Source organism: Dactylosporangium sp. NPDC005555 (genome assembly GCF_040605635.1).
Lineage (GTDB): Bacteria > Actinomycetota > Actinomycetes > Mycobacteriales > Micromonosporaceae > Dactylosporangium.
This window is the reverse complement of the sequence record NZ_JBEXDG010000087.1, coordinates 1-23,987: the sequence shown is the minus strand read 5'-3', so window position 1 is coordinate 23,987 and position 23,987 is coordinate 1. Positions and strand designations below refer to the sequence as shown.

Here is a 23,987-nt window from a genome sequence, read left to right as displayed (position 1 = left end):
CAACCCGGTGGTGCTGTGCTGGTGGTGCGTGGCCATGGTGGCCTCCTGTCCCCGCCTCGTGGCGGCGGACAGGCTGGGACGGTTGCGGCCCCAGCCTGCCCGTGAGCACGAGGTGTGGGACCGCGACCGCCGTAACGGCGGCGACGGGTGGTGCCGGGCAGCTACTGCGGTGCCGCGTCCGGCGTGATGGTGCCGATGAGCAGGTGCGCCAACACGGCCACAGTCCCGTGCGGGTCGTCGTCCAGGGCTCGGGTCACGGCGACCCTTGCGAGCTCCGGCTGGTTCGTGCGCCACGCCGCGCAGGCGGCGAGGCAGGCAGGACCGGCCACGAAACCGGGGGCCGCCCGGCGGGTCAGGTCCAGCCACATCCGCAGGTACTGGTCGTCATCGGTGGCTGTGCGCTGGTGCGCGATGCCGAGGACGGAGGCGCTGCCCACCAGAACGATCAGCTCGGCGGCGGCATCGTCGTCGAGCGTCCCGCCCTGTTCGCTGACGGCGGCAGCTGCGTCGACCGCGGTGCGGCCGAGACGCCGCAGGGCTTCGGCGACGGCCTCCTCGGTGGACTGCGGCGGTACGGTTCCCGGCCGCAGGCGGATGTCGAGGATGGCGGTCCGCAGCCGGGACCTGACCTCAGCGAACGCCGTCCGCATCGCTGCTGCCGCGTCACCGGTGACGGGTGCGACGGCCGCTGCCAGGTCGGGGCCCGGAGACGCCGGATGCTGAGTACCGGACGGGGTGCCGGTCCGGGCCGGCGGGGTGAACGGGGCCGCAGCCCGGGTGGCAGCGGCGGGCAGGTGCGGGTCATGCTCGACGTACTGGTCTTCGGTGACCCGTACGAGATGCCTGACGGTGAGGTCGTAGATGGTGCACACCGTCGTGGCGAGTTCGAACAACACCTGCACCGGCTCGGCGTCGCCGTACCCGACGACGACGACATCGCGGCTGCCGTCGTCGGAGCATTCGGCGGCGATCATGTTCAGGATGTCGAGGGTCTGGGTGAGCGTCGGCGCGGCTCCCGGTGTCGTGTCCAGGTCTGTCAGGTCTGCCGGATCGGGCAGGTCGAGCCGGGCGACGAGGTGGATGCGCTGATCCCGGAACCCGATGACGACGGCGCTGCCGGCCGGGTCGGTGTTGAGCAGGTGCGGTACCGCGGTCAGCAGGTCGGGGATGGACTCGAGCTGCCAGCGCGGGTGCGGTTCGGTCATGTGCTGCTCCTTGTGGTGTGGTGCGACCCGGCGGCACACGGCCGCCGGGTCGGTCCGGTAGGGATGTGTGCTGCGTCCGGGCTGTCAGCTGGACGGACACGGGTGTGGCCCCGGGCCATCGCTGCCGGCGTCGGAAAAGATGGCGTCGCCGGTGCTGCGCCGGGAGTGCGGCCTCGTGGGACTACTGCTGCCGGTGGACCGTGGTGGTGTCCTGCCACGTCCACCGGTTGCCGGTGCCGTTGTGCCCGCTGCGAGTGCCGCGCCGTACCACGCTGCCGCCGTCGTCGACGATCTCGACGCTGCACAGCGCGCTCAGCCCGCGCAGGTCCCGCCGCGCGAACCGGTCGATGTCGCCGAACGACGCGAACCGTCGCCCGACGCTGACGGGGACCGTGTCGACGGGGTGCACGGTCGGGCTGCCGACGAGGTACCGGTGACCACGGATCGACACGTACAGCACCCGCCACCCGGCCGGCCCGGTGCCGGCAGGGACGGTCATCCGCCGCCGCCCGGCCGGTCGCCGGCATCGTCGGTGTCGTCGGCGTCAGCGGTTTGGGCGCGGAGCTCGCGGATGATGTCGTCGGCGGTGCAGACGACCCGGGCCCGCGGGTCGTCGCGCAGCAGCGCGTTGGAGCCCGCCGACATCACCGACGTGACCGCCCCCGGCACGAGCATCCCGGCCCGCCCGTACCCGAGCGCGTGCCGGACGACGTCGAGCGCGGCACCGCGGGGGTGGTCCTCCACGACGACGGTGCCGCCGGTCAGCGCGGCGAGGACCGTCCGGCCCGTCTTGGACCGCTGCCGGGCCGGGCGGGCGTCCGGTGGCCACGCCGACAGCAGTAGCCCGCCGTCGGCGACCTGTTGCAGTGTCCGGGTGTTCGCGGCCGGGTGCAGGTGCTGCAGCCCGCAGGACAGCACCGCGACCGGTGACCCGCCGGCGGCGGCCGCGGCCTGCAGCGCGGTGACGCCGACACCGTGGTCGGCGGTGGACACGACGAGCCGGTCCAGGCCGGCGACACCATAGGCGAGTTCCGTGGTGACGTGGTGCCCGTACGCGGTGGCGGCGCGGGCGCCGGTGACAGTCACCGACGTGCCCCGCACCGGCAGGTCGGCGGACCCGCGGACCCACAGGCACACCGGGTCGAGTCCACCGTCGCCGGTGAGCGCGTCGAGGCCGGTCGGCCATTCGACGTCCTCGGGGATCACCACCCGGCACCACGCCGAGCTGTCCTGCACGGCGCGGGCGGCGAGCGTCCGGGCGGGCCCGGCGAGGTGGCGCACCTCGTGGCGCAGCTGCTGCCCGTCTGCTGTGGTCGCGGTGAGCCGGTCCAGGGCCTCGACCGGCCCGTACCGGCGGACCGCGGCCACCATCGCCGGGTCGCCCGGTTCGAACAGCCAGCCCAGCGCGGCCCGGGCGGCGCGGATGTCGTCGATCGCGGTCACGCGGTCACCCCCACGGCGGCAACCTCGGCAACCTCGGGGGCCTCGGTGTTGTCGTCGGCGGGTTCCTCTGGGGTCAGGTCCAGCAGGATGCTGCGGGACACGCGGCGCACGGTGTCCGCGCACGACCGGACGACGTCCATGTCACCGTCGGCCCAGCCGAGCACGTACGCGTCGCTGGAGTCGCGGGTGTCGAACCCCAGCGCGGCGCAGACGACGTGCGCGACGCTTTCCGCCTCGGTCTCCGCCCGGCCGCGGTGCAGCCGCTCATCGGACAAGGGCGCGGTGACGTGGCCGCAGCGGATGCGGGCGAGTTCGCGGGCGGTGGCCGCGACGCGTTGCGCGGCGCTGCCGTCGGCGCGCACCTGCACCAGCCGTACACCGCCGGCGTCGGCGGAACCGGTGAAGACGGTGACACCGTCCGCGTCACCGAGATACCCGGTCCCGGGCGGGACGAACTCGAACGCATACCCCGCGGACTCGATCAACGCGACCAGGTCGGGCAGGACACCGGTCGGGTCGTCGCCGGTCAGCGGCTGCGGCACACGACCGCCGATGACGAACCTCCGGCGGGTCCGGGCGACCGTCGGCGGTTCGAACGGCGCCCCGTCGGTCTGGCTCAGCTCGAACGTCGACTCGCCCCGGAACCCGACGACCTGCTTGACCGGCCGCCCAGCCGCGTCCCGCAGCACCGGCCTGCCGGCCGCGGCCAGCTCGGCGGCCTGCTGTTCGGTCGGGCGGCGCAGGATCGGCGCGCAGACACGGAACGCCTGCTCGCCGCGGCGGACCTGCCGGCCCTGCCCCAGCCAGCCGGTGGTGCCGTCCTTCCCGCCGTAGGGCAGGAAGAACCGTGGTGTGATGCCCCGCTGCGTCGCCTGGATCTGCAGCAGCAGCTGGTTCTGTGCACTGTAGCGGGCGCCGAACGCCGCCACCTGCTCGACGAACTCGACCCACTGCCGCGGGTCGCTGGCCATGCCGGCGAGCCGGGCGTCGACGTCCGCCTGGAACTCGTCCAGCTGGGCGATGCGCCCGCCGCTGGACGCGGACCGCTGGGTGGTGCGGCGGCCGGCCGTGCTCTTGGCGCTTCTGATGGTTGTGGTGTCCGGTGCGGTACCGGACGGTGCTGCTGTGGCCATGTCTGGCCTCCTGTCCCCGCCATGTGGCGGCGGGCAGGTTGGGACCCGCCGGCCCCAACCTGCCCGTAGGCACAAGGTGGGACCGTCGAGTCACCTGCACCGGACGGCAACGCCGCCGCGGTGCAGGTGCTCGCGGGTCGTGGAGCTCAGACGGTCACTGGGACGGCACCGCGAAATGCCGTGCCCAGGCTGCGTTGCCGCGTTTCGCGGACCGCAACGCGATGTCGGCGTGGGCGAGGACGAGACGGCCGTCGGGTTCGTCGTGCCCGGCCGCGGTCGCGATTCCGGCCCGCGCACGCATCCGGACGATCGCAGGGCCGCCCGTGGTGCCGGTGGCGGCTGGTACGGCGGCGACGAGCCGCCCAGCGAGGTCACCCGCACCGTCGTCGCTGCTTGCCGGGGATCCGTGCCGGTGCGCGGCGTCGTGCTGCTCGCCGGCGGCCCGGACGACGACGGCGAACTCGTCGCGGCGCAGCCGGAACGCGTGCGCGCCCGCGATAGCCGCTTCGTACCGGATGCGGCCCGCGATCAGCGTGATCGCCTCGTCGAACGCGCGCTCGCCGACCGCCCGCAGATGCCGGCGGTGATCGTCGATGTTGACGAGGATGACGGTGCTGCGGCGGCTGTGTGGTTGCGCCATCAGCCGGTGGAACGCGGCCCGGTTGCCCAGCCCGGTCAACGGGTCCCGGTACGCGGCCTGCCGGATGCTCCGCAGTTCGCTGGTGCACCGGGTGGTGGTCCGACGGCGGACCCACAGGCCGGTGACCGCGGCGGCCGCGGCAAGGACGGCGGCGGCGAGGACAGCGACGATGAGCACGTGCGGGGTGGACTGTGCGGTGGACATGACGTCCACACCTCCGTTCGGACGGGAGGATGCGGACGGCCGGTCTCCCGGCTGTCCGCATCCATCGCGAGGATGTGCAGACCTGCCGGGTGGCAGGCGATCCAGGTGGTGCATCGGGACCCGGACGATCCCGACCGGGTCAGCCGGCCGGTGCCGGGGAACTGGTCAGGGTCCGGCCCCGGCTGTGCACAGGGGAGATCAGCTGGTGGCTGCCTGCAGCGCCGCCCGCCAGGCCGGCGGCCGCACCCCGCCTTGCAGGGCGAGGTCAATGATCTGCGCGAACCCGTCTCCGGGCTCGATCTGCAGCGCCCGGTCCACGGCGATACGCGCCAGGACCGCGTTTCCGGTGTGGTACGCGGTGCTGGCGAGCAGGACCGCCGGGACCACGGTCAACGACGGTGTGGCCCGCCGGACGACGTCGGTCCACAACTGTTGCTGCGCTGCGTCGCCGGTACTGCGCTGCAGCGCCGCCACCTTGACGGCCGGGACGAGCAGCGCGATGGCGAGCCAGCCGACCTCGTCGTCGGACAGGACCCGTCCGTGCGCGGCGGCGTCCAACGCGTCGTGCAGCGCTGCCATGCCCGCGTCGACGACGTGCTGCGGCGCCACCCGCGGCACCCGCTCGTCCGTACCGGCTGATCTGTCGGCGTCGGGGAGCATCGCTCGCATGCGGCGTGACGCCGAGCGGCAGGCGGCGTCCATCTCGTCACGGCGGGCCCCGCCGACCGGGTCGAGCAGCGCGACCATCGCAGCCCGGCTGGGCAACGCGGTGTGCCCGTCCACGACGAGCTGGACAGCGACGCTCGAAGCGACCGCGTCGTAGCCGGTGCCGTCCGGCGGGCAGGAGCCACCGCAGTACGGGTCCAGGCAGAAGTAGCGGTCCTCGAGGGACCGCAACACCACCTGCACGCTGACGCCGATCGCGGCCAGCGCCGAATGGAACTGCGCAACGACGGCGTCGACCTGATCCGATGTCCCGTAGCCGACGACAACGGCGGTGTCGCCCTCGGCTGCGGTGCGTGCCGCAATGTCGGCTGCCGCAGCGGCGACCTCACCCGGGACGTCGACGGCGATCTGCGACAGGAACGTATTGGCGTAGAACACGGCCCGGCCCCGGCTGACCGCGATACACAGGATGCTGTCCGCAGGGCGGTATCCGATCAGGTACGGGACTGCACTGAGCAGATCCGCCGGGCTGCTCAGCCGCAGCCGCTTCGATGGAATGGACATGTCGGTCCTCTCTGGCCGGCGGTCGTGGACCGCGGGCACGGGTCAAACGATGGGATCGGCTCGCTGCTGCGGGCCGATGAGGCGGCAGCCGCCAGCCGGTCAGCGACCGCCAGTACTGGGGGTGAGCCGCCCGGCGATGGACCGCAGCCGCGCCTGCAACCCGACGTCGCCGGGATACGCCGTCACGTCGTGCAGCAGCCGCCGCAACAGGTGCCGTTCAGCGCCGGTCAGGTACACCGGCAGACGCCGCCCGCCGGAACCGGGGACGTCGACGTCGGGTGCCGGCCGGCTGTCGCGCCGGCGGACCGCGGGACGGGTCCCGTCCAGCGCCGGCCGGCCGTCGCGGTCGGCCCGGTACAGCAGCATCTGCCCGCCGCCGGCGTCCTTCGCCGAGTACATCGCGGCGTCCGCGCACGCCAGTACGTAGCGGGCGTCGCCGGACACGCCGGCTGCGGTTCCGGCTGTGGTGGCAGCTGAGGTTCCGGCTGTGGTGCTCGCGGTGGTGCCGGTGGTGCCGCCGACAGCGATCCCGGCGCTGGCCCGCAACGGCAGCCGACGACCGGCGACCGTCGCCGGTGCTGCGAGGGCCGCCGTGATCCGGTCACCGAGCCCGGCCGCGTCGCTGCCGGCGACGACGACGGTCAGTTCGTCGCCGCCCTGCCGGATGATCCGCCCCTGCGCCGGTACGGCAGCGGCGAGACGACCGGCGATCGCGGCCAGATACTGGTCGCCGGCGGCGTGCCCCCACCGGCTGTTGACATCGTGCAGACCGTCGACGTCGATCAACGCGACCGTGAACGGCGCCCCGGACGCATCCGCGTCCGCGAGAGCCACCTCGAGGGCGGCGCGGGTCGGCAGCCCGGTCAACGGGTCCCGGGCCGCAGCCAGCGCCGCGTCCTGCGCTTCCTGCCGCACAGCGGCCCGAACCGCGGCGACAGCGGCACGCACGTACCATCGCCGGGCGCAGAACCCGGCGGCAACACTGAACACCGCGACACCGGCGAACGCGGCGACAGTGCCGGTAAAACTGTGCCGGAACTGCAGCAGCAGCACGGCGCCGCACATCAGCGGCAGCAGCTGCACGACGGCGAGAACCACCGGCAGCATGCCCGGATCCCGCGGCCGCGCACCGCCTGATGTCGCCGGTGCGGTGGATGACATTCGGTGCATGACGATTCCTCCCTTGACTTGCAGGACATGCGCAGGACTCAGTCGTCCAGCGGCAGGTACGGGCCGGTGACGACGACCGCGACGAGCGCCGCGTCCGGGCCGAGCCGGTCCAGGTGCGCGTTCGCCAGCCGCAGATACGTGATCCGGTCGGCGAGTCGCCGGCTGTGCGGCTGCAGCAGCGGCCCGTCAGGGCATGCGAGCCCGTCGGCGGGGACCGCCGACAGCCAGGCGACGGTGCTGTAGGTGAGTTCCCCGGCCTGGAACAGCTCGAGCTCCGACGGCGGCAGCGGCCACTGCTGGCGCGGCAGCGCATTGTGCGCCTGCATCGCGACGATCCGCGGCTGCCCGGCGAAGTCGCGCTGCGCCCGGTGCAGCGGGTACTTCTCGGGGTCCTGCTCAGAGCGGTCCCGCAGTTCCGTCCACGACCTGGCGGTCGGGGTCGACGCGGTGACGTACCGCCACCACCGCCACTGCATGGTCGCCGCGAACGCCGACCGCTGCCGCATACCGGCGAGGTCGAGCCGGGCGACGGCCGCGCCGGTGGTCAGCCCGTGCCAGCGGTCCAGCAGATGCCGGGACCGGCCGGGCCGGGCGAGGAAATACGGGACACCGCCGAGTGAGGCGAGGCCCGCGGCGGCAACGCGGCGGTTGGCTGCCGCGAGCAGGTCGGCGGTGGGGGTGCCGGCGGGCAACGCCACGACGACGGTCCTTGCCAGGATCTCCGCCGGCAGCACGGTGACGGTGGGTTGGGGCCGGATGGGCATGGTGCTCCTCCTTGCGGTTGGGTGGGCATGCGGCATCGACCGCCCGGACGGTCACGTCCCGGGCGGTGATCGTTCGGTGAGCGGTCACGCGCAGCGGCGGACCACGACGGACGTCAGCCGACACCGCGGCGGCGTCACACGGCTCGGTGGCCGCGGTGGACTGTCACATGCCGTCGGGCAGGGCCGCTCCTGGTCAGCGGCGGATGCCGGGGTGACCGGAGGGGACCTGCGGTGGGGTGCCGGCGACGGCACCAGCGGGCCTGACAGGCCCGGGGACAGCGCGCTGCCGGTCGCATGGTTGCGCGCCGGGAACGTTCAGGGCGCTGCCTGGGTGATGCGGTGGTCGGTGGTGCTGGTGGGCGATGGGCCCGGGTGGCTGGCCGCGCCGACCGGCCTGGAAGGCGGGTGGGCTGGTGCGGAGACACCGAGGCCGGGCATGGCCCGGGACGTGCGGATGGAACTTGGTGGTGGGGGTGAGTGAGGCTTCACCGTACCGGCCGCACCCAACCAGAACCGGGCCAACAGCAGCCCAGTTGGTTGCCGGCCGCCCTGGTTGGGGCTCTGGTTGGGTGCTGCAGGGTCGTGATTGCGTTCAGCAACGCCAATCAGGCGACGTCCGGAACGGCAGGCAGGGCGGCCAGCGCCGCACGCCACGGGAAGGCGGCCAGGTGACGGTCGCCGCTGCCCGGTTCGTGCGGCTGCCACTGCCCGGGCCCCAGCAGCACGCGGACGCCCTCGGAACGCAGAGATTCGACCGCTGCGACGAACGGCCGGCGTGCGGCGAGCGCCGCGTTGACGAACGGCAGGACCACCACCGGGGTGCCTCGTCCGATCGCTTCGGCGACCACGTTGAGCGCGTACGTGTCGTTGACGCCCGCCGCGAGCTTGTTGATCGTGTTGTAGGTCGCCGGCGCGACGATCACCGCGTCCGCATGCGGCGACCGCGGACCGCCGCCAGCCGCTGCCCGGAATTCGCTGCGGACATCGACGCCGTACCCAGCGGACGGCCCCGCCGTGTCGAGGAACCCGACGGCTGACGGTGTCGCGACGACACGAACGGACCAGCCGGCGGCCTGGGCCAGGCCGATGAGCGCTCCGACGCGCGGGGCGGGCCCGGCGCCGCAGACGACGACACACAGGAGCTTCCCCGCTCCCGGGGCGTCCTGCACAATGCCCGTGGCCACGAGGGTCAGACCGCCGCCAATGAGGGTGCTCTCCGCCATCTCTGCAAGATAGACGGTGAAGCGGAGCATCGAAATGATCGTCGTCCTGGTGCTCAGCGGGGCGATCGACAGCGTTGCCATCGTGCTCGGTGCTGTGGCCGGCTTGCTGACCGCCCTCGGCGGCGTGATCGTCGCGACCGGACGCCGTCGGCGGTGAGAGTGGCCGAGACGGGCCACCGGCCTTCCACCAGTGGCCCGCCCTGCAACCCTTCTCGCGTCTGACCCCGCTGAGGGCTGCGTACCCGCGCCCTCACATCAGTTTCGACAGTCCCAGGAGCAGGCTGTCGGCTGACCATCGCGGAAGGAGGAGCTCCTTGCCCGGAACCGGATCGGTCAGGTACCACGGCTGCTCGTCGGAGGTCTCCAGCATCGACACTTCGAGGTGCTCGTCCGACCCGTCCGCCTCGGCGAACCAGTGGACGAAAAGGCGGGCGGTCGGATCGTTGGTCTTGATCACGAGCGGCTCGGAACGATGCCACCGCTCAAGGAGACCCCCGGGGTCGTGGCTCACGCCGTACGCCGTGCATGCGGCAAGGCCGCACCAATCCGGGTGGTAATGGGTGCTCACATCTGCCTCCTGGCGCCGAGCCTGTGATGGATGGGGCGCGACAACCGCCGTCACGGCCACCGCACCCCTGCCTTCGGGAACTGGATCTCCAGCTCTAGACCGAAAGTAGGGGCGCGACTACAGAGCGATGGCCCCGGAACGGGGCCGGACCCTCCCCGGGGCTATGCGGCGACGGCGAGACGGCCCGCAAGTTCCGCGAACTCGTCGCGGGTCGAGGCGCCCGCCCGCGCAACGAGCTTCGGCACGATCGACCGGACCGGGGCCGTGTACTGCAGCGACTCGAAGCTGATCTTCTCGGCGCGCTGGAGGAGGTGGAGCGCGGCGAGGTCCGAACCGCCCGCCGTATGTGCACGGACGCCCTCGACCAGTGCTCGGGCCTGACGCTCGCGCGACGGCACCCCACTGACCTCCAAGCGGTCGAACCGTTCCGCCGCTTCACGGTGCCGCCCGGAGTCGACCTCGATGGACACGGCATGGATCGCGAGGTTCGTCGTGCCGAAGACGGTCCACGGGTGTGTGTAGTCGCCGATTCCCGTGATCGCTTGTCCTGCCTGGTCCCAGTACCGCCAGGCGTCGCCGTAGGAGTACTCCTTCGCGGCAGACACGGACGCGTGCGCGAAGAGCGCCCCGCGCATCGTCCTGGCCTCGGGGCGGACGTCGTCCGCGATCGAAGCGGACGCGTCGAGGACGAGATCCGTTGCCTCTTCCATGCGTCCGACGGCGCGGAGCATGTTCCCGACGCACCACGCGGCGGAGCTGATCGCGAGCGGGTCTCCGGATGCCTGCGCCGTGGCCATGCCGCGATCGGCCGCGACCCACACCAGCTCCGGCTCCGCCCAGCTCGCGAGCATCTGCTGTGCGAGGTGGTAGACGTCCGCGAGGATCACGAGCGCTTCCGGCCGGCCGGCGGCAGACGCGCGCTGCGCGTCGGTGAGCAGACCGGGCAGGAGGCGCCCGACGTCGGTTCGTTGCGCCGCCGACGTGTGCCAGACGTGCCAGGCCGACGCGACCCTGCTGCGGAGGGAGTCGAGCGGCTCTGTCGTGCCTTCGTCGTCTGCGCCGATGCGGTAGGCGGTGAGCGCGGTACGGATCGGCGGGAGGGTGTCGTTCGTCGGGCGGCCGAGCGCGGTGAGGGTCTTGGTGGACGTGTCACCGGTGATCTCGGCGAGGTCGCCGACCCGCAGCACCTCACAGAGCCGGACGAGTTCCGCCACGCGGGGCAGCCCTCGCTCGCCGCTCTCGATCTTCTTCAGCCACCCAACCGACCGGCCCACAAGGGCGGCAGCCGCCTCGACGGTCAGTCCACGCCGTCGGCGAGCGGCTCGCAGACGACCGCCCGGCGTCAGGTCCGCGCTTTCGGTGGTCATCGCCGGCCTCCCCATAGTGGCTCTGCCTTTACCGTAAAGCTACTCCGCATCGACGGAATGCACTACACCTGGCAGGCCTGCTTACCTGCGCGAACGGATCGATCCAGCGAATCAGCTCAAGATCGACGTTGCTTTCCAAATGGAGAGTTATTCCGTACCAGCTTTGATGAATAGCGGATGTCGTTCACGTGCAGTGGTCGGCCGGGAGCGGCTTGCGCGGCTCGGGCCAGGCCGACAGCAGCGCCGAGCGCACCGATACTGACCCGATACTGTCGAGCCAACGTCCTCGTCTGTGACGGCGAAGTCGCCTTCCAGACGGTCTTGCACTTCCACCTCCACGTCATCCCTCGCTACGCGGAAGACGGCTGGGCCCTCAAGGCCGGCTCGCCGGAACGCGAGAGGTCGCTCCTCGACAGCGACGCGCAAGCGATCAAAGATGCCATCACCTCGACGGACTGACTGAAGACTTCCACTCATGCGGTGGGGTCCAGACGCGCCGAGAATGGTCCCGAAGTCACCGACGAAGCCATGCGGTAGAACTCGTTGAAGCTGTCGTCCTGCTGAGCGTCCACCTGACCTCTCCCTGTCGAGGAGCAGCACACCCGGGCGCCCCGCCAGGTTGCCCGTCGGCGGCACCGATCTCCGGCGTCGCCGTACCGCAGCGCCGTCCCGCGCGCGCCGACCGGCGCGGCGACGAACACCCAGCGGGTCCGCGGGGCCGCGATCGAGGCGGCTGCGTCTGGGGTCAGGTTGGGCAACTGCGTGTGGGCGCGGGAACTGCGGCGGTCACGGGTCGAGGAGCAACCGTAGCGGGTCCTGGTCCGGTGTTGCCGGTCCCGGGTGCAGCGGTCCGAGCGATCCGGGCTCTGACGGCAGTTCGGCGAGCCTGCGGCGGGGTCCGGGTTCGTCGGTGAGGGCCCAGATCGCCCCCGCGGGGTCGGTGTCGACCCGGTCCTGGGTCGTGGTCGCGACGATGACACCGTAGGTGCCGGTTGCGGCGAGCCGCTGCCGCAGGTTCCGTTCCCGCTGCTGGCCCGGCAGGACGAACAGGACCGGCCACAGCGGCCCGCCGAGGTCCTGGACGCGCCGGTACGCGGACAGTTTCGCGGCCACTGTGGACAGTGTCTCGGTGCCGGTGTCGTACTCGAGGTAGAACGCGACCGTGTGCCCGTCCTCGCGCCATACGCCGTGCCCGTCGGGGGAGAGGCGGCCGCCGATCGCGGCGGTGACGTGCGCGCCTGACCACCAGCGGGTCAGGCGGGTGCCGGGCAGGGTCCGGGCGTGGGCGAGGAGCCCGACGAAGACGCCGTTGGTGCCGACGGTGTGCTGCAGCTGCGGGCTGACGACCATCCGGTCCTGCAGTTCCCGGACCGCTCGGGGCGTCGGTGGGTGTTGCCCGCGCGACAGCGCGACGTACCGGGCGGACATGAGACCCGGCAGCCAGTGTGTCGCGGCCGGCCGCCGCCGGTGCCGCAGCGGGATGAACCAGGCGACGAACCCGAGCCGCCGCAGGACGGTGAGCCGGTTGCGGCAGGTACGGACGGCGGTGAACAGCACCCGGGTGATCTGTTCGGTGGTGAGGGTGCGGTGTTCGTCGAGGAGGTGCGCGAGGGTGTAGTCGCGTGGTTCGAGGCGCCGGGCGAGGGCGCGCAGCGATGCCCAGCGCGCCTGCTGCGGGTTCGGTGGTGGTTGTGAGCGTCGTACCCCCGGTCGGGAAATGTCCCCCTGGAGGACATCTCGGGTTTTGCCGGTGTCGTCGGTCATGGGCTCCTACCTGCACTGTTGGGGTCGGTTGGGTGCGTGTCGGCGCGGATCGGGGCGCCTGGGGGTCCGCCCACCCCTACGCCCGGGGCCACGCCCAACCCTGTGGCGGCTCATGCGGTGTCGCCGGGTGTGGTCCCGGACCGCCGTGCGAGCTGCTCGACGCCGGACAGCGCCGCCGGTCCCGCAGCGGTTCCGTCGCGGTCCAGGTCTGCAGGGCCGGCAGTGGCCAGGTCGGTGGTCAGGTCGGCGGTGATCTCGTCGGCGTACTCGTCGGGGTCGACGGACCGGACCCGCCGGTCCGGGCCGCCGCGGCGCCGCGGGATGCGGGTGCGGGCGGCGCGGCCGTCGGTGTTGGCGCGGGCGACGGCCTGCCGTAGCGCGGTCGTCTCGCCGAGGACCGGCAGCGGCGGGCGGGTCCGCATCGTGAACGCCGGGGTCTGTGCCGCGTCCACGACGAGCCGCACCGCGGCCGTGTACCGGTCGAGGTGGGTCAGGTCGTGTTCGTCGAGTTCCGGCATCGTGTGCCGGCTCAGCTGGTGACTGTCCTCCGGGGAGCAGGCGAAGATGAGCTTGTTGCGGGCGTTCGCCGACAGTGCCAGTTGCAGTTCCCGGGGCAGCTGGGACAGGGTCTGGTGGGCCAGGACGAGGGACAGGTGGTAGCCGCGGGCCTCGGCGAGCATGTCGCCGACGGACCCGGCGAGGTTCAGCACGTTGTGGGCTTCGTCGACGTAGCAGACGGCGTCGCGGCGTTTCGCCTCCGGCAGTTTCGACCGTGCTGTCGCGGCCTGCCACACGGACGCGAACACGAAGGAGCCCATGAGTTTCGCGGTTTCCTCGCCGAGCTGCCCTTTCGGCAGTCGGGCGATGAGCAGCCCGCCGTCGAGGATTTCGCCCATGTCGAAGCTGGAGTGCGGGTTGCCGATGGTTCGGCGGACGAAGTCGCGCAGCAGCAGCGACCGCAGCCGGGCCAGGACCGGCCCGATCACCTGTGCGCGCAGGGTCGCCGGTGTCGACTCGTACCATTCCCAGAACCCGCGGAGGCCTTCGGGGTCGTCGAGGTCGGCGGTGAACTGCGCCCGGAACTGTTTGTTGTTCAGCAGCGGCGGGACGAGGGTCAGGGTCGCGTTCGCGCGGCGCATCAACGTCAGGCACGCGACGCGCATGACGTCGTCGATGCGGGGGCCCCAGTGCCGTTGGAAGATCTTGGAGAAGATCGCGACGACGTTGTCGACGACGAGGTCGTCGTCGAACCCTTCGAGGGGGTTGAAGGTGGCGCCGTCGGGCTGGTCCGGGTCGATGAGGACGACGTTCCCGGCCATGGACGCCGGTAGCCGGTCCAGCACGTCGAGGGCCAGGTCGCCCTTCGGGTCGATGAGGACGACGCCGCGGCCGGCGCGGACGTCGTCGAGGACCATGTGGCACATCTGTGTCGACTTGCCGGACCCGGTCGCGCCGAGGACGTGCAGATGCTGGCGGGCGTCGACGACGGGGACACCGACGGCGTGGCCGCCGACCTCGGCGCGGCCGAGGACCTTCACGCCGCGTCCGCCGGCGGGCACCGCCACCGGCGCGGGCACGGCCTTGGCGCGGGCTCGTTCGAGGCCGGCGACCGCGACGTCCGTCGGGAGGGCGGCGAGCGCCGCGAGCTCCGCGGCGGACAGCAGGAACCCGCGCCGGAACCGGCGTCCCGCGACGACCGCCGCCGGTTCGGCGACGGGCAGGTGGCGTAGCCGGTTCCGGCCGCCGTAGACGCCGTACCCGGCGGCGAACCCCTGCGCGAGGGTGCGGAGACGGCCGCTGTGCCCGTCCTGCCCTTTCCGTTCACGGCCGCTGCCGCGCTGACCGGCAGGGGCCGTGACGGTGTAGCGGACCGCGACCTCCCACAGGGGGCCGACGGCCTTGTCGACGGCGGGCCGGGCGTCGCGGTCGCGGACCGGGTCGCTGCCGGTGCGCTGCCCGCCGGCAGGCTTGGCCCCGGCGCCGCCGAGCAGCATCGTGACGGTGTCGAGGACGGCTCTCAGCCACACGTGCGGGTCGAGGACGCCGCCGGTCGGGGTACGCCCGGTCCGTACCGCGACGGCGGCGCGCCGCAGTGCTCGCACCCGCGCGGGCGCAGCCGGCCGGGCGAGGACCTGCACGCAGGCGTGTTCGGTGCCACGCAGCCCGGCGCCAGCGGCGATGACGGCCCGCATCGGGTCGGTGCCGTGCTCGACGAGCAGCGGATACCACGCCGGCAGGACCGGGGTGAGCGCGCCACCGGCAGCGGTGACAGCCGGCGGGGTCGGGGTGGGGGAGCCGGCGTCGGCGACGGTCACCGAGCAGCCCGGCCACGCGGCGTGCGCGGCACCGGCGACCGGTTCGGCCGGGACCGTCCCCGGCAGCCACACCACGACGGTGAGGGCCCGGCCCGCCCACCGGTACTCCATCGCGACGTGCGGCGCCCCGTACCGAAGCCGCCGCCACGCCGACACGGTCAGCAGTTCCCGGACCGTTGCCCACCAGGCGACGACCCCTGCCGGGTCGACCTGCGGCGGGGGCGTGATCCGGACCTGCCGTGCGCCGGCGAGCAGCCGCCGGTGCCGCCGCTCCCCGACGACCCGCACGGCGCCGGCCGCCGCGGTCGTGGTGAGGGCGGTCCCGGCGAGCAGCCACGGCCACGACCTCGCCACGGTCCCGGCGACCGCCGTGATGAACGCTGCGGCCGTCACCACGGCACCCCGCCGTCATCGCCGTCATCATCGGAGCCGATGCCGGTGTCCGTGTCGGCGTGGGTGCCGGGGTCGGTGTCGGGGTGCGGGGGTGCTTGGTCGGCGATGCCGGAGCACAGTTCGTGCTCCAGGTCCGACGCCACCGCCTGGAACGCGACGCGGTGCGAACCGGCGAGCAGCAGCGCCTCACCGCGCCCCGCGGACAGCAGCATCCGGGCCTCCCCGGCCGTCAACGCGAACTGGTCCGCCACTTGTTCGATCGCCTGCGGCGCCTGCCGCAGCAGCACCTGCGTGCCGGCGTTCGCGACCACCGCCGCGCCGAGGTCGGAGCCGAGGAGGTCCGCGGCGTCCTGCGTGACGACCGCGACCCCGGCCCGCCGTTTCCGGGCCGCCTTCGACAGCCGGTACAGGAAACGGGCGCCCTCACCCTCCCGCAGCAGCGTCCACGCCTCGTCGACGACGACGAGCCGCCGCACGTCGACACCACTATGCCCGGCGCCCGCCGCAGCACCCGCGGTGGCGGTCGGCGCGTCGACGGTCCGCCAGATCGCGTCGAGGGCGAGGAGCATCCCGACGGCCCGCTGCTCGTCCGGCAGCTGCCGCACCGACCACACCACCAGCTGCCCAACCGGCTGCACGGTGCTCGGCCCGTCGAACAGATCCTTGAACGACCCGTCCACCCACGGCTGCAACCGGACCGCCAGGGCCGGCCCGGCTGGGTCGCTGTCGGCGGCGAGGACACCGGTCAGGTCCCGCAGCACCGGCGGTGTCCGGTCCCACGTCACCGGATCCGCGGTGATCCCCGCCGCCCGGTACACGGCCAGGACCGCCCGGTCCAGGGCGGCGCGTTCCCCGGCTGGCGGCTGCTCCGCCAGGAGCACCCCGACGAGGGTGTGCACGAACATCGCCCGCCGCTGCAACGCGTCCGGGCGCCGGTCGCCGGCGGGCAGGTCGAACGGGTTGACCCGCACCCCGGCCGCGCCGAGCTCGACGGCGACGCCGCCGACGGCGTCGCAGAGCCGCAGGTACTCACCTTCCGGGTCGATGATCGACACGTGGACGCCGTCGTACAGCGACCGCAGCGTGTCCAGCTTCACCAGGTACGACTTCCCGGCGCCGGACCGGGCCAGCACGACACTGTTGTGGTTGTCCTGCCGCCACCGGTCCCACCACACGACGCCGTTGGAGCCGAGGCTCACCCCGTACAGGACACCACCGGCGGGGGAGCCCTCACCGGGCAGCGGCGCCGGCAGGTCGTGGCTGCCGAACGGGAACGCCGCGGCGAGCGCGTCGGAGTCGACGATGCGGCGCATGCCGATGCTGTCCACGGCGAGGGGCAGGGTGCTCGTCCACGCCTGCAGTTGCCGCCACGTCGCCGGCTGCGTGTCCAGCAGCACCGACGCGGCCGCCGCCTGCACCTCCGCGACCGCGTCCCGCAGCTCCGCCTCCGACGCGGCGTGCACACACAGCAGGTGCCCGACCCGGAACAGGCGGGCGGCGCCGCGGGCGACCCGGTCGGCGAGGTCCGCGGCGTCCTCGGCGGCGGCATCGACGACCGGGTCGCCGAGACCACCGCGGTCGGCGTCGAACCGCCGGTTCGACTCGAGGCGGGCCCGTTGCCGCCGCAGCCGCGCCGCCGCAGTCACCGACGGGACCGGCTCGATGTGCTGCACGACGTCGAGGCGGCCCGGCCACGCCAGGATCGGCTCCAGCCACGACATGCCGACCTCCGGCGGGTACCCGGTGACGATCAGCGTCGCCGTGTATCCGCCGCCGACCCGCAGATGGTGCGCGGTGACGTCGACCGCTGCCGGGCCGACGAGTTCCGCGAGACCTGGTCCGGTGCGATCGGCGGTGCCCCCGCCCGCCGTCGACCGTCCCGTCACCGCCGCCAGCAGGTTCCGCATACCGACCGGCCGCCAGGCACGCCGCGGCTGCTGGGCCGCCGGGGCGCTCACCGCGGCACCGCCGTACCAGTGGCACGCACCGGGCCGGTCACGGCCTGCTCCGGCAGCGCCCGCGGCCAGCTGGCGTCGACCGGCGTGAACGGGTCGACCGCCGCGGTCAGCACCGCGGCGACCGCCGGCCCGTCCAGGACCCGGGTGCGGCCGCCGAGCGCCGCCAGGGCCGCCGCCGTGTGCTCCGCCCGCCGGACCGCCTCCACCGCAGCGCCCCGCCCCGCAGGTGCCGTGCACACGACGGTGACGGTGCGCCACAACGGATCCCGGGCCTCAGCGACGTCGAGGAGGAACTCGGCATGCTCGGCGGCGCAGTCGGCGAGGGCCGCCTCCGGCAGGTCAGCGGCCGCGTCGAGGAGCCGGTCCGCGGCGGCGGCGAGGTCGACCCGGCGGGTCGACACGACCACCTGCACCGGCGCGGTCAACGCGTTGAGCCACCGGCCGTACCCGGCGACGAGCGCGGCCTGTTCCGCACCGGTACGCAGGCCGACGTTCACCGTCGTCGCCGCGACCAGAGAGACCGCGCCGCCGCCGACATCGACGGCACCGCCGGCGCTGATCGCGTCCGCAGGCAGCCGCAGCATCCCCGGCCCCGGACCCGCCGCCGCGTCAACATCCGGCGCCCACACCGGCGGCGGCTGCACCGCCGCCGCGACCAGGTGCCGCGGCGCCCGCCGGTACCGCAGCGCCGCCCACACCCACACGTCCAGCGGCAGCCCGTCCCGGCGACCCAACGCAAGCGTCACCGCCGCACCCGCCACAGGTGTCAGCAGCAGGATCAGGACCGGCATCGGCAGCAGCGCACCGAACGCCCGGACCATCAGGTAACCGGCCGCGGCAGCGACGACGAGGATCGCCGCCTGCCGCGCGGTCAGATTGAACACGATCCGGTCCGGTGCCTCCACATCGGCGGGAATCCGGGCGCGGACCTCAAGGTCGGCATCCATCAGCACACGTCCTTCCGAAACGTCGGGAACAGCAACACCGCACGGCAACCACCCGGCGGTCACACACGTTGGTGCGCGGGCCCGTCAGCGGGTGCGGCGTGGCGCCCGCCCCGGCATGTTGCGGACCTGCCACGTCGGCCGCTGCCGCGGCATCACCGTCGCCGGGGTCACCCCCGGCGGCACTGCAGGCGCGACCCGTGACGCGGTCCGGGTCTGCCACGCGGGCCGCTGCCGCGGCATCGCCGTCGCTGGGTTCACCCCCGGCGCCACCGGCCGGCGGGGCCGCACCATCGCAGCCACCGGCCGGTCGGCAACACCCGGGCCGCCGCGTGGCGGATCGGACTGACCCGCGAGGGCAGCGGAGGCCGCCGACCGGTTCAACCCCAGCCGCGACACCGGCAACGGGCTCGGCATCCGCGGCCGCCAGTACGACAACACTGCCGATGCGACACCCCGCCCGCGCCCGGCACCACCCGCAGCCGCCGACGCGGTCCGCCGCGCCGCCCGGCCGACGCCCAGCGTCTGCAAGGGCAGCCGCAGCAGCCCGGTGACCCGCTGCATGACCGCCATCCGCAGCACCACACCCAGCACGTTCTGCTGCCGGCCGCCGCCGCCCAGGTTCCGGCGCAACAGACCCGGGATCCGCAGCATCGCGAACAACAGACACGCGATCACCAGCAAGTTGACGGTGCCGTCACCGGTCGGGTCCTTCGGCAGGAACATCCCCGGCAGGTTCGCGTGCGGGTCCAGGAACACCGTCAACGTCACGTGCAACGCCAACGCCTGCAACGTCACCGTCGCCAGCAGCACCGTCAACGACCGCCACCACAGCCGCGCCGCACCATCGGTGAACGGCGACGCGTGACACGCCAACGCGATCGGCGCCACACACACCACCACGATCAACGCACCCGTCCGCACGATCCACCCGACGAGCAGCATGCCCGTCAGGACCGTCAGCACGACCGCGATGACCACGGCCAGGAACGCGTCCGTCACGTTCGACATCGACGACACCAGCACCGCCGTCAACTGCCGCAGATCCTCCTGCGGCCGGATCCCGGCACCGGTCACCGCCTCCGTGAAACTGTTCGCGAAGCCGATCAGCCAGCCACACAGCGGCGTCGCGAAATTCGCCGCGACCCAGCCGATCACCAGCCGCGGCCCGAGCTCCGCGAGCCCGTACCGGGACTGGACCGTCTCCCGGCCCATCACCACGAACCCGGTGGCGACGATCACCAGCCCGAACGACACGTTCACGATCACCATGAGCCGGCCGGAGACCGCGGTGACCTGCGGCAGGCCGGACACGTCCGGAGTCGTGAACGCCGTACCGGCCAGCAACCCCCACAACAGTTCCAAAGTCGCGGCGACGACCGTCAGCAGACCAGAGACGACCTCGCCGATCAGGAAGTCGCCCATCAGCTGCCCACAATGCTTTTCAACAGGGTCAGCAGGACCGGCGACATGACCGCCAGCGCGTAGCCGATCGCCGCGGACCGCAACGCCTGATTCGACTTCTCCACCTCCGCCGGGTCACCGCCGGACGTCACCCGCCGGAACCCGCCGATCGTGAGGAACAGCGTCGCGACTGCCGCCAGCAGCGTCGTGACCGTGTTGGTGAGGTTCGAGATGACGGTCGGCAGGTCATTGACAGCGAGCCGGACAGGTTCCCCGGCGTACACCGGCCCACCCGACACCAACACAGCGGTGGTGACGGCTCCTACGAACGTGACTCTGGCGGTGACTCGGACGACGGTGCGGTACATGGATGACACACCTCCCACCCTCGGCTGATCCGGGGGCGTCGCAGCGGACGGAAGACGTCACGTGGGACGCCGGAAACAGCACCCACAGCAGCGCGGCCCTGCTTCCTGCCCACCCATGGCCCCGGTTGGGCGGCCAACCAGCGCGCCGCGACGATCACCGCGGCAACCGGCACCCAACCAGCGCCCCCTGCTCGCGGTCAGGCGGCAGACATCGCCGACAGCGCCGACAGCGCCGACATCGCCGGCACCGAACCGCTGCGACGTGCCCGGCCCTTCGCGGCCGGCGACAGCGGCACATGATCGAGCTCGCCGCCGAGGATCGCCGCGACGAGGTCACGCTCCGCCCGGCGCCGCCACGCCGCCGCCAACCCGGCATCGACACCGAGCGCCGCCGCGACCGACTGCACCGAACACCCCTCCAACCGCGTCCGGGCGATCAACGTCCACTCCTCCTCGCCGATCACCCCCGCCGCAACCGCCCGGGTCAGCACCCAGTCCGGATGCCCCCACGGCCGCTGCGGCGGCGTCGAACCCGGCACCCATGCCCCGACCGTGGTGCGCTCCTCGTCCTGCACGAACACCGACTCCACCGCCCGTTCCGCGGTCCGTTGCATCGCGGACTTCACCGCCCGTTCCGCCGCGTCCAGGAGCCTCCCGGCGATCCGCGGACGGTCCAGATCGACCGTTCCCAGCCGGTACAGGAAACCCGCCAGGACCTCCGAGTCCCGGTCCGCGACGTCCCCGCACCAGTTCCCGGCGAACACCGCCGCGACCCGCCGCAGACCCGGCACCGCCATCCCCACCGCGACGAGCCGCCACAGCGGACCGTCACACCGGGCCTTCACCACCAGCACCCGCCACACCGCATCCCGGACCGTCCGCGGCACACCGTCGTCCAGCAGCAGCATCCGCAACTCCGGCAGCGACACCAGCCGCTGCGGCACCCCGGACACACCCCGGCAGTCCAACATCACCGGCGCCGACCCGCACGACAACAACTCGAACGCCCGGCCCGCAGCGGTCAGCGCCGTCTGCGGCACGTACCATCCAGATCGCATCCCAGTCCCCGATCCACATCCGGTGCGCCAGGCACCTTCGCGGCCCAGCGATCGGGCACATTCATGCACGTCAACCCAACCCGTTGCCCAACCCGCCGACAGCGGCAGCACCCCTCGAGGCAGCGGCCTGCGCCAGTACCGCCGCCGGTTGGCCAACCGGTTCCGGACCACCCAAGCGGAACGCGGCATGCCGCCCGACCGGAACGGACGGCACTCGTTCCCGTTCCCCGCGCTTGCGGTACCGCCCAGCTGCAGGCGGGAACGGAGCGGCGTCGGCATTCGTTCCGCAAGTGCCGGGAACGGAACGGCTCCGGTTCCTGGTGGGCAGCCGGTCTGAGATCGGCCGGGAACGAACCGTTCCGTGGCGCCGTGCTGCGGGGTCGGAACGTCACCGCGTTCCCGTCCGCGTGTGCGGTCCCGTTCCCGACGCGTCCGTGTCGCACGCCGTTGGCCGAACCGTAGCAGCCCGCTGCACAGAAGCCGACGGTCCGGAACCGTGCAGGACAGACATCAGGTAACGCAGCGGCACAGGAACAGACGCAACGAATGTTGGCCGTTTCCGTCGCGGCGGCAGTCGGCCGTGCCCGGAGCCGTGCCGGACCTGGAACCCGTGTCCATTCCGGGCGACGCTGCTGGTCAACCCGTTGCGCAACAGCCGGAACCGCCGTCAACCCGTTGGCCAACGCGTTGGCCAACGGCTCAGCCGGTACCGGGCCGGTTGCCCCCGGTTGGACCAGCGTCAGGCTCAGCAGCCACCAACAGCGATCTGGTTGGGCCATGTCATCACGTGAATGCCAACTCCTCGCCGCGGGATCCACGAGTTCCCGGACGCTCCCGCCGGGACCGCCATACATCCCCACGAACACCACCACCACCACCGGGGACGACGGGCGGGTCGGACCTGGTACCGATCACGTTGTGGCGCGTCGCGGACCCCGACCGGCTCGACCATCCGCGCACCGGCATCAGCGGCGGCACCGCGCGGCTCGCCTCGATGCTCGTCGCGACGTTCGCCACCGTCGGCGACACGATCGTCATGGTCGGCGACGATCCGCACCTCGCGGGCGTGGCCGGAGCCGCCGGATGCCGATTCCATCAGGTCGGACGCCTGGCGGATCTCGCCGGACTGGACCACCTCGGCAACCGCGTGGGCATCCTCGTCACCACATGGCCGCAACCACCACCCGGCCGGCTGCCGGGCGACGCCGAGATCCTGTTCGCGGCCTGTGAGGACCTCGTCGCCAGGCACGGGTCGACGATCGTCACCCTACCGATCCGGCCGTCAGAGGACAGCTACGGCACCCACGGGTGGCGGCTGCTGACCGAAGCCGAGGAAGCCGGATTCCGGCTGCACGCGCACATCGTCGTCGTCGACCTCACCGTCCCGGACGACGACAGCAGCGGACTGAATCCAGCGCCCGACACCGCCGGAACGAACCTGAACCCGTACCGGCACGTGCTGATCTTCGCGCCGCCCGGCCGGGACCCGCACGCACGTCCGAGGAACGCCGGCCAGCGGCCTACCCGCTCACGACGCCGTACCGGCGCGCGCCACCGGCCGATCTGAACCCCGGCCATACCGATCGACCGGCGAACATCCGCGGCCTGGCGTGCCGCCGATGTTCCGACCGTCAACACGAGGCGGCCACCGTGCAGCCACCTACGACACCGACCAGATCCCGTGGGGGAGACCAATGAGCATCCGAGTCATGAGCTGGGTGTGGGACCACAGCCCGGTCAGCGGCAACGAACGCCTGGTACTGCTGGCGATCGCCGACAACACCGACGACAACGGCACCAACGCGTGGCCGTCGCTGCACACCCTGGCCCGCAAGACCCGGATCGACGTGCGGACCGTACGCAGGGTCCTGCGCCGCCTCGAAGTCGGCGGGCACCTCCTCGTCGGGATCGCTTCCGGTCCCGGAGGCGCGAACCGGTACACCGTCCGGATGCGCAGGCCAGCACCGGAGGGCACCCGAACACCTGTGGACGAAGATGTGAACAACCCTGTGGACGAACAGCCCGCCCCTCCCGGGCGAAACGCCCGGGGGCGCAACGCCCGCGGGGACGGCGTGCCGGGGACCCCGGACAAGCCCTGTACCGGGGACCCCGGACGCGATAGCGCCCGCCGAACGTCCAGTACGTCAAAGAACGATCCTGACGCGCGCGACGCACCCAGGCCCGGTGGCGTCGCATCACCGCTGATGCCCGGTGTGCCCCGCTGCAACTGGCATCCCCAGCAGGGCGCGGCGAACTGCGGCACGTGCCGCAGCGAGCGGCTCGGCGGGACGCAATGACGACCGCCGGCACCTGCGCCGCCGACAGAACCCGCCCGATGTCGTGAAAGCCTTGTTCGGCAAGCCGGAAGTCCGCTACGCCGCCGAATGATCACGGCTCATTTAGCTTACGATCAATATCTGCGCGACTGGGATCGCACCCTGCGCGCGGCGAACCACCCAGACACGACCCGCTACAACTACCTCCTGGCCGTCGTGCAGTTGGCGCGGTACCTCGGTGAACAGGAGGACACTGCAGGTGCGGCGGATGATCCGACCGCTGTCGACCGGGCGGCTGTTGAGGAGTTTCAGGCTTGGTCCGCGTGGACCTCGGCCAGTCCTATGCGATCGGCCGGGTGAAGCTCACGTGGGAGGCCGCGTACGGCTCGGCGTACCAGATCCAGACATCCGCCGACGGGACGACCTGGACGACGGTGCGCTCGGTGACCGGCGGGGACGGTGGCATCGACGACAACACCGCGCTCGCCGCGACCGGCCGCTACGTGCGCATCAACGGCACGACCCGTGCCACGGCGTGGGGCTACTCGCTGCTGGAGTTC

The 23,987-nt window shown here is 72.7% G+C and carries 23 protein-coding genes; 5 read left to right on the top strand and 18 right to left on the bottom strand.

Annotated elements, in window-relative coordinates; translation table 11 throughout:
• Positions 1 to 161 precede the first annotated feature (161 nt).
• The 9 genes from ABZS58_RS47370 to ABZS58_RS47330 form a co-directional block, all read right to left on the bottom strand.
• Complete coding sequence (locus tag ABZS58_RS47370) at positions 162 to 1,205, bottom strand: DUF4192 domain-containing protein (protein ID WP_354791022.1); 1,044 nt, start codon at positions 1,203 to 1,205, stop codon at positions 162 to 164.
• Positions 1,206 to 1,386: 181 nt separating this feature from the next.
• The gene (locus tag ABZS58_RS47365; protein ID WP_354791020.1) at positions 1,387 to 1,704 is read right to left on the bottom strand and encodes a hypothetical protein; all 318 of its coding nucleotides are present in this window, start codon (positions 1,702 to 1,704) and stop codon (positions 1,387 to 1,389) included.
• Positions 1,701 to 2,648, bottom strand: a complete 948-nt coding sequence (locus ABZS58_RS47360; RefSeq protein ID WP_354791019.1) for a DNA-processing protein DprA — start codon at positions 2,646 to 2,648, stop codon at positions 1,701 to 1,703. The genes ABZS58_RS47365 and ABZS58_RS47360 overlap by 4 nt, the downstream gene beginning before the upstream one ends.
• A complete protein-coding gene (locus ABZS58_RS47355) occupies positions 2,645 to 3,781 on the bottom strand; it encodes a hypothetical protein (RefSeq protein ID WP_354791017.1) in 1,137 nt (378 codons plus the stop codon). The genes ABZS58_RS47360 and ABZS58_RS47355 overlap by 4 nt, the downstream gene beginning before the upstream one ends.
• A gap of 154 nt (positions 3,782 to 3,935) precedes the next feature.
• A complete protein-coding gene (locus tag ABZS58_RS47350; protein WP_354791015.1) occupies positions 3,936 to 4,625 on the bottom strand; it encodes a GGDEF domain-containing protein in 690 nt (229 codons plus the stop codon).
• A gap of 198 nt (positions 4,626 to 4,823) precedes the next feature.
• Positions 4,824 to 5,855, bottom strand: a complete 1,032-nt coding sequence (locus tag ABZS58_RS47345) for a DUF4192 domain-containing protein (protein ID WP_354791013.1) — start codon at positions 5,853 to 5,855, stop codon at positions 4,824 to 4,826.
• A gap of 99 nt (positions 5,856 to 5,954) precedes the next feature.
• On the bottom strand, positions 5,955 to 6,962 hold the full coding sequence (locus tag ABZS58_RS47340; RefSeq protein WP_354791011.1) for a GGDEF domain-containing protein: 1,008 nt from the start codon (positions 6,960 to 6,962) through the stop codon (positions 5,955 to 5,957).
• Between the two features lie 101 nt (positions 6,963 to 7,063).
• A complete protein-coding gene (locus tag ABZS58_RS47335; RefSeq protein WP_354791009.1) occupies positions 7,064 to 7,789 on the bottom strand; it encodes a hypothetical protein in 726 nt (241 codons plus the stop codon).
• Between the two features lie 605 nt (positions 7,790 to 8,394).
• Positions 8,395 to 9,042 (bottom strand): flavoprotein, encoded by a 648-nt coding sequence (locus ABZS58_RS47330; protein ID WP_354791007.1) that lies wholly within the window; start codon positions 9,040 to 9,042, stop codon positions 8,395 to 8,397.
• Between the two features lie 4 nt (positions 9,043 to 9,046).
• On the opposite strand from ABZS58_RS47330, the gene ABZS58_RS47325 reads away from it, so the two are divergent.
• Complete coding sequence (locus tag ABZS58_RS47325) at positions 9,047 to 9,169, top strand: hypothetical protein (RefSeq protein WP_354791006.1); 123 nt, start codon at positions 9,047 to 9,049, stop codon at positions 9,167 to 9,169.
• A 93-nt stretch (positions 9,170 to 9,262) separates the two neighbouring features.
• Here ABZS58_RS47325 and ABZS58_RS47320 read toward each other — a convergent pair whose 3' ends face one another.
• Together ABZS58_RS47320 and ABZS58_RS47315 are read right to left on the bottom strand one after the other, a co-directional pair.
• Positions 9,263 to 9,580 carry a hypothetical protein gene (locus ABZS58_RS47320; protein WP_354791004.1) on the bottom strand — a complete coding sequence of 106 codons (318 nt, stop codon included), beginning with the start codon at positions 9,578 to 9,580 and terminating at the stop codon, positions 9,263 to 9,265.
• Between the two features lie 161 nt (positions 9,581 to 9,741).
• Positions 9,742 to 10,947: a helix-turn-helix transcriptional regulator gene (locus tag ABZS58_RS47315; RefSeq protein ID WP_354791003.1), complete on the bottom strand. Its 1,206-nt coding sequence runs from the start codon at positions 10,945 to 10,947 to the stop codon at positions 9,742 to 9,744.
• 177 nt (positions 10,948 to 11,124) lie between these two features.
• Between ABZS58_RS47315 and ABZS58_RS47310 the strand changes: the two genes are divergently transcribed.
• Positions 11,125 to 11,406 (top strand): HIT domain-containing protein, encoded by a 282-nt coding sequence (locus tag ABZS58_RS47310; RefSeq protein ID WP_354791001.1) that lies wholly within the window; start codon positions 11,125 to 11,127, stop codon positions 11,404 to 11,406.
• A 327-nt stretch (positions 11,407 to 11,733) separates the two neighbouring features.
• On the opposite strand, the gene ABZS58_RS47305 is transcribed toward ABZS58_RS47310, so the two are convergent.
• From ABZS58_RS47305 to ABZS58_RS47275, 7 genes are all read right to left on the bottom strand, one after another.
• Positions 11,734 to 12,711, bottom strand: a complete 978-nt coding sequence (locus tag ABZS58_RS47305; RefSeq protein ID WP_354791000.1) for a replication-relaxation family protein — start codon at positions 12,709 to 12,711, stop codon at positions 11,734 to 11,736.
• Positions 12,712 to 12,821: 110 nt separating this feature from the next.
• Positions 12,822 to 15,419 carry a DUF87 domain-containing protein gene (locus ABZS58_RS47300; protein ID WP_354790998.1) on the bottom strand — a complete coding sequence of 866 codons (2,598 nt, stop codon included), beginning with the start codon at positions 15,417 to 15,419 and terminating at the stop codon, positions 12,822 to 12,824.
• Positions 15,416 to 17,326, bottom strand: a complete 1,911-nt coding sequence (locus tag ABZS58_RS47295; protein ID WP_354791031.1) for a DUF87 domain-containing protein — start codon at positions 17,324 to 17,326, stop codon at positions 15,416 to 15,418. Before ABZS58_RS47295 ends, ABZS58_RS47300 begins: the two co-directional genes overlap by 4 nt.
• Before the next feature lie 47 nt (positions 17,327 to 17,373).
• Complete coding sequence (locus tag ABZS58_RS47290) at positions 17,374 to 18,324, bottom strand: PrgI family protein (protein WP_354790996.1); 951 nt, start codon at positions 18,322 to 18,324, stop codon at positions 17,374 to 17,376.
• Between the two features lie 84 nt (positions 18,325 to 18,408).
• Positions 18,409 to 19,746, bottom strand: coding sequence for a conjugal transfer protein TrbL family protein (locus ABZS58_RS47285; RefSeq protein WP_354790995.1), 1,338 nt, complete (start codon positions 19,744 to 19,746; stop codon positions 18,409 to 18,411).
• A complete protein-coding gene (locus tag ABZS58_RS47280) occupies positions 19,746 to 20,093 on the bottom strand; it encodes a pilin (RefSeq protein WP_354790994.1) in 348 nt (115 codons plus the stop codon). Before ABZS58_RS47280 ends, ABZS58_RS47285 begins: the two co-directional genes overlap by 1 nt.
• A 197-nt stretch (positions 20,094 to 20,290) precedes the next feature.
• Positions 20,291 to 21,151: a hypothetical protein gene (locus tag ABZS58_RS47275; protein WP_354790992.1), complete on the bottom strand. Its 861-nt coding sequence runs from the start codon at positions 21,149 to 21,151 to the stop codon at positions 20,291 to 20,293.
• A gap of 916 nt (positions 21,152 to 22,067) precedes the next feature.
• Between ABZS58_RS47275 and ABZS58_RS47270 the strand changes: the two genes are divergently transcribed.
• The 3 genes from ABZS58_RS47270 to ABZS58_RS47260 form a co-directional block, all read left to right on the top strand.
• Complete coding sequence (locus ABZS58_RS47270; protein ID WP_354790990.1) at positions 22,068 to 22,718, top strand: hypothetical protein; 651 nt, start codon at positions 22,068 to 22,070, stop codon at positions 22,716 to 22,718.
• 142 nt (positions 22,719 to 22,860) lie between these two features.
• A complete protein-coding gene (locus tag ABZS58_RS47265) occupies positions 22,861 to 23,448 on the top strand; it encodes a helix-turn-helix domain-containing protein (protein WP_354790989.1) in 588 nt (195 codons plus the stop codon).
• Between the two features lie 302 nt (positions 23,449 to 23,750).
• The coding region (locus ABZS58_RS47260; RefSeq protein ID WP_354791030.1) for a discoidin domain-containing protein at positions 23,751 to 23,987 on the top strand (237 nt) is incomplete at its 3' end.

Bases quoted from the DNA above. Each gene is read 5' to 3' on its own strand.
- ABZS58_RS47275 (WP_354790992.1), bottom strand. From the start codon at position 21,151: ATGCGATCTGGATGGTACGTGCCGCAGACGGCGCTGACCGCTGCGGGC.
- ABZS58_RS47345 (WP_354791013.1), bottom strand. From the start codon at position 5,855: ATGTCCATTCCATCGAAGCGGCTGCGGCTGAGCAGCCCGGCGGATCTG.
- ABZS58_RS47335 (WP_354791009.1), bottom strand. From the start codon at position 7,789: ATGCCCATCCGGCCCCAACCCACCGTCACCGTGCTGCCGGCGGAGATC.
- ABZS58_RS47355 (WP_354791017.1), bottom strand. From the start codon at position 3,781: ATGGCCACAGCAGCACCGTCCGGTACCGCACCGGACACCACAACCATC.
- ABZS58_RS47280 (WP_354790994.1), bottom strand. From the start codon at position 20,093: ATGTACCGCACCGTCGTCCGAGTCACCGCCAGAGTCACGTTCGTAGGA.
- ABZS58_RS47315 (WP_354791003.1), bottom strand. From the start codon at position 10,947: ATGACCACCGAAAGCGCGGACCTGACGCCGGGCGGTCGTCTGCGAGCC.
- ABZS58_RS47350 (WP_354791015.1), bottom strand. From the start codon at position 4,625: ATGTCCACCGCACAGTCCACCCCGCACGTGCTCATCGTCGCTGTCCTC.
- ABZS58_RS47310 (WP_354791001.1), top strand. From the start codon at position 11,125: ATGTCGTTCACGTGCAGTGGTCGGCCGGGAGCGGCTTGCGCGGCTCGG.
- ABZS58_RS47365 (WP_354791020.1), bottom strand. From the start codon at position 1,704: ATGACCGTCCCTGCCGGCACCGGGCCGGCCGGGTGGCGGGTGCTGTAC.
- ABZS58_RS47325 (WP_354791006.1), top strand. From the start codon at position 9,047: ATGATCGTCGTCCTGGTGCTCAGCGGGGCGATCGACAGCGTTGCCATC.
- ABZS58_RS47370 (WP_354791022.1), bottom strand. From the start codon at position 1,205: ATGACCGAACCGCACCCGCGCTGGCAGCTCGAGTCCATCCCCGACCTG.
- ABZS58_RS47340 (WP_354791011.1), bottom strand. From the start codon at position 6,962: ATGCTGCCGGTGGTTCTCGCCGTCGTGCAGCTGCTGCCGCTGATGTGC.
- ABZS58_RS47295 (WP_354791031.1), bottom strand. From the start codon at position 17,326: ATGCGGAACCTGCTGGCGGCGGTGACGGGACGGTCGACGGCGGGCGGG.
- ABZS58_RS47285 (WP_354790995.1), bottom strand. From the start codon at position 19,746: ATGGGCGACTTCCTGATCGGCGAGGTCGTCTCTGGTCTGCTGACGGTC.
- ABZS58_RS47265 (WP_354790989.1), top strand. From the start codon at position 22,861: ATGAGCTGGGTGTGGGACCACAGCCCGGTCAGCGGCAACGAACGCCTG.
- ABZS58_RS47290 (WP_354790996.1), bottom strand. From the start codon at position 18,324: ATGGATGCCGACCTTGAGGTCCGCGCCCGGATTCCCGCCGATGTGGAG.
- ABZS58_RS47330 (WP_354791007.1), bottom strand. From the start codon at position 9,042: ATGCTCCGCTTCACCGTCTATCTTGCAGAGATGGCGGAGAGCACCCTC.
- ABZS58_RS47305 (WP_354791000.1), bottom strand. From the start codon at position 12,711: ATGACCGACGACACCGGCAAAACCCGAGATGTCCTCCAGGGGGACATT.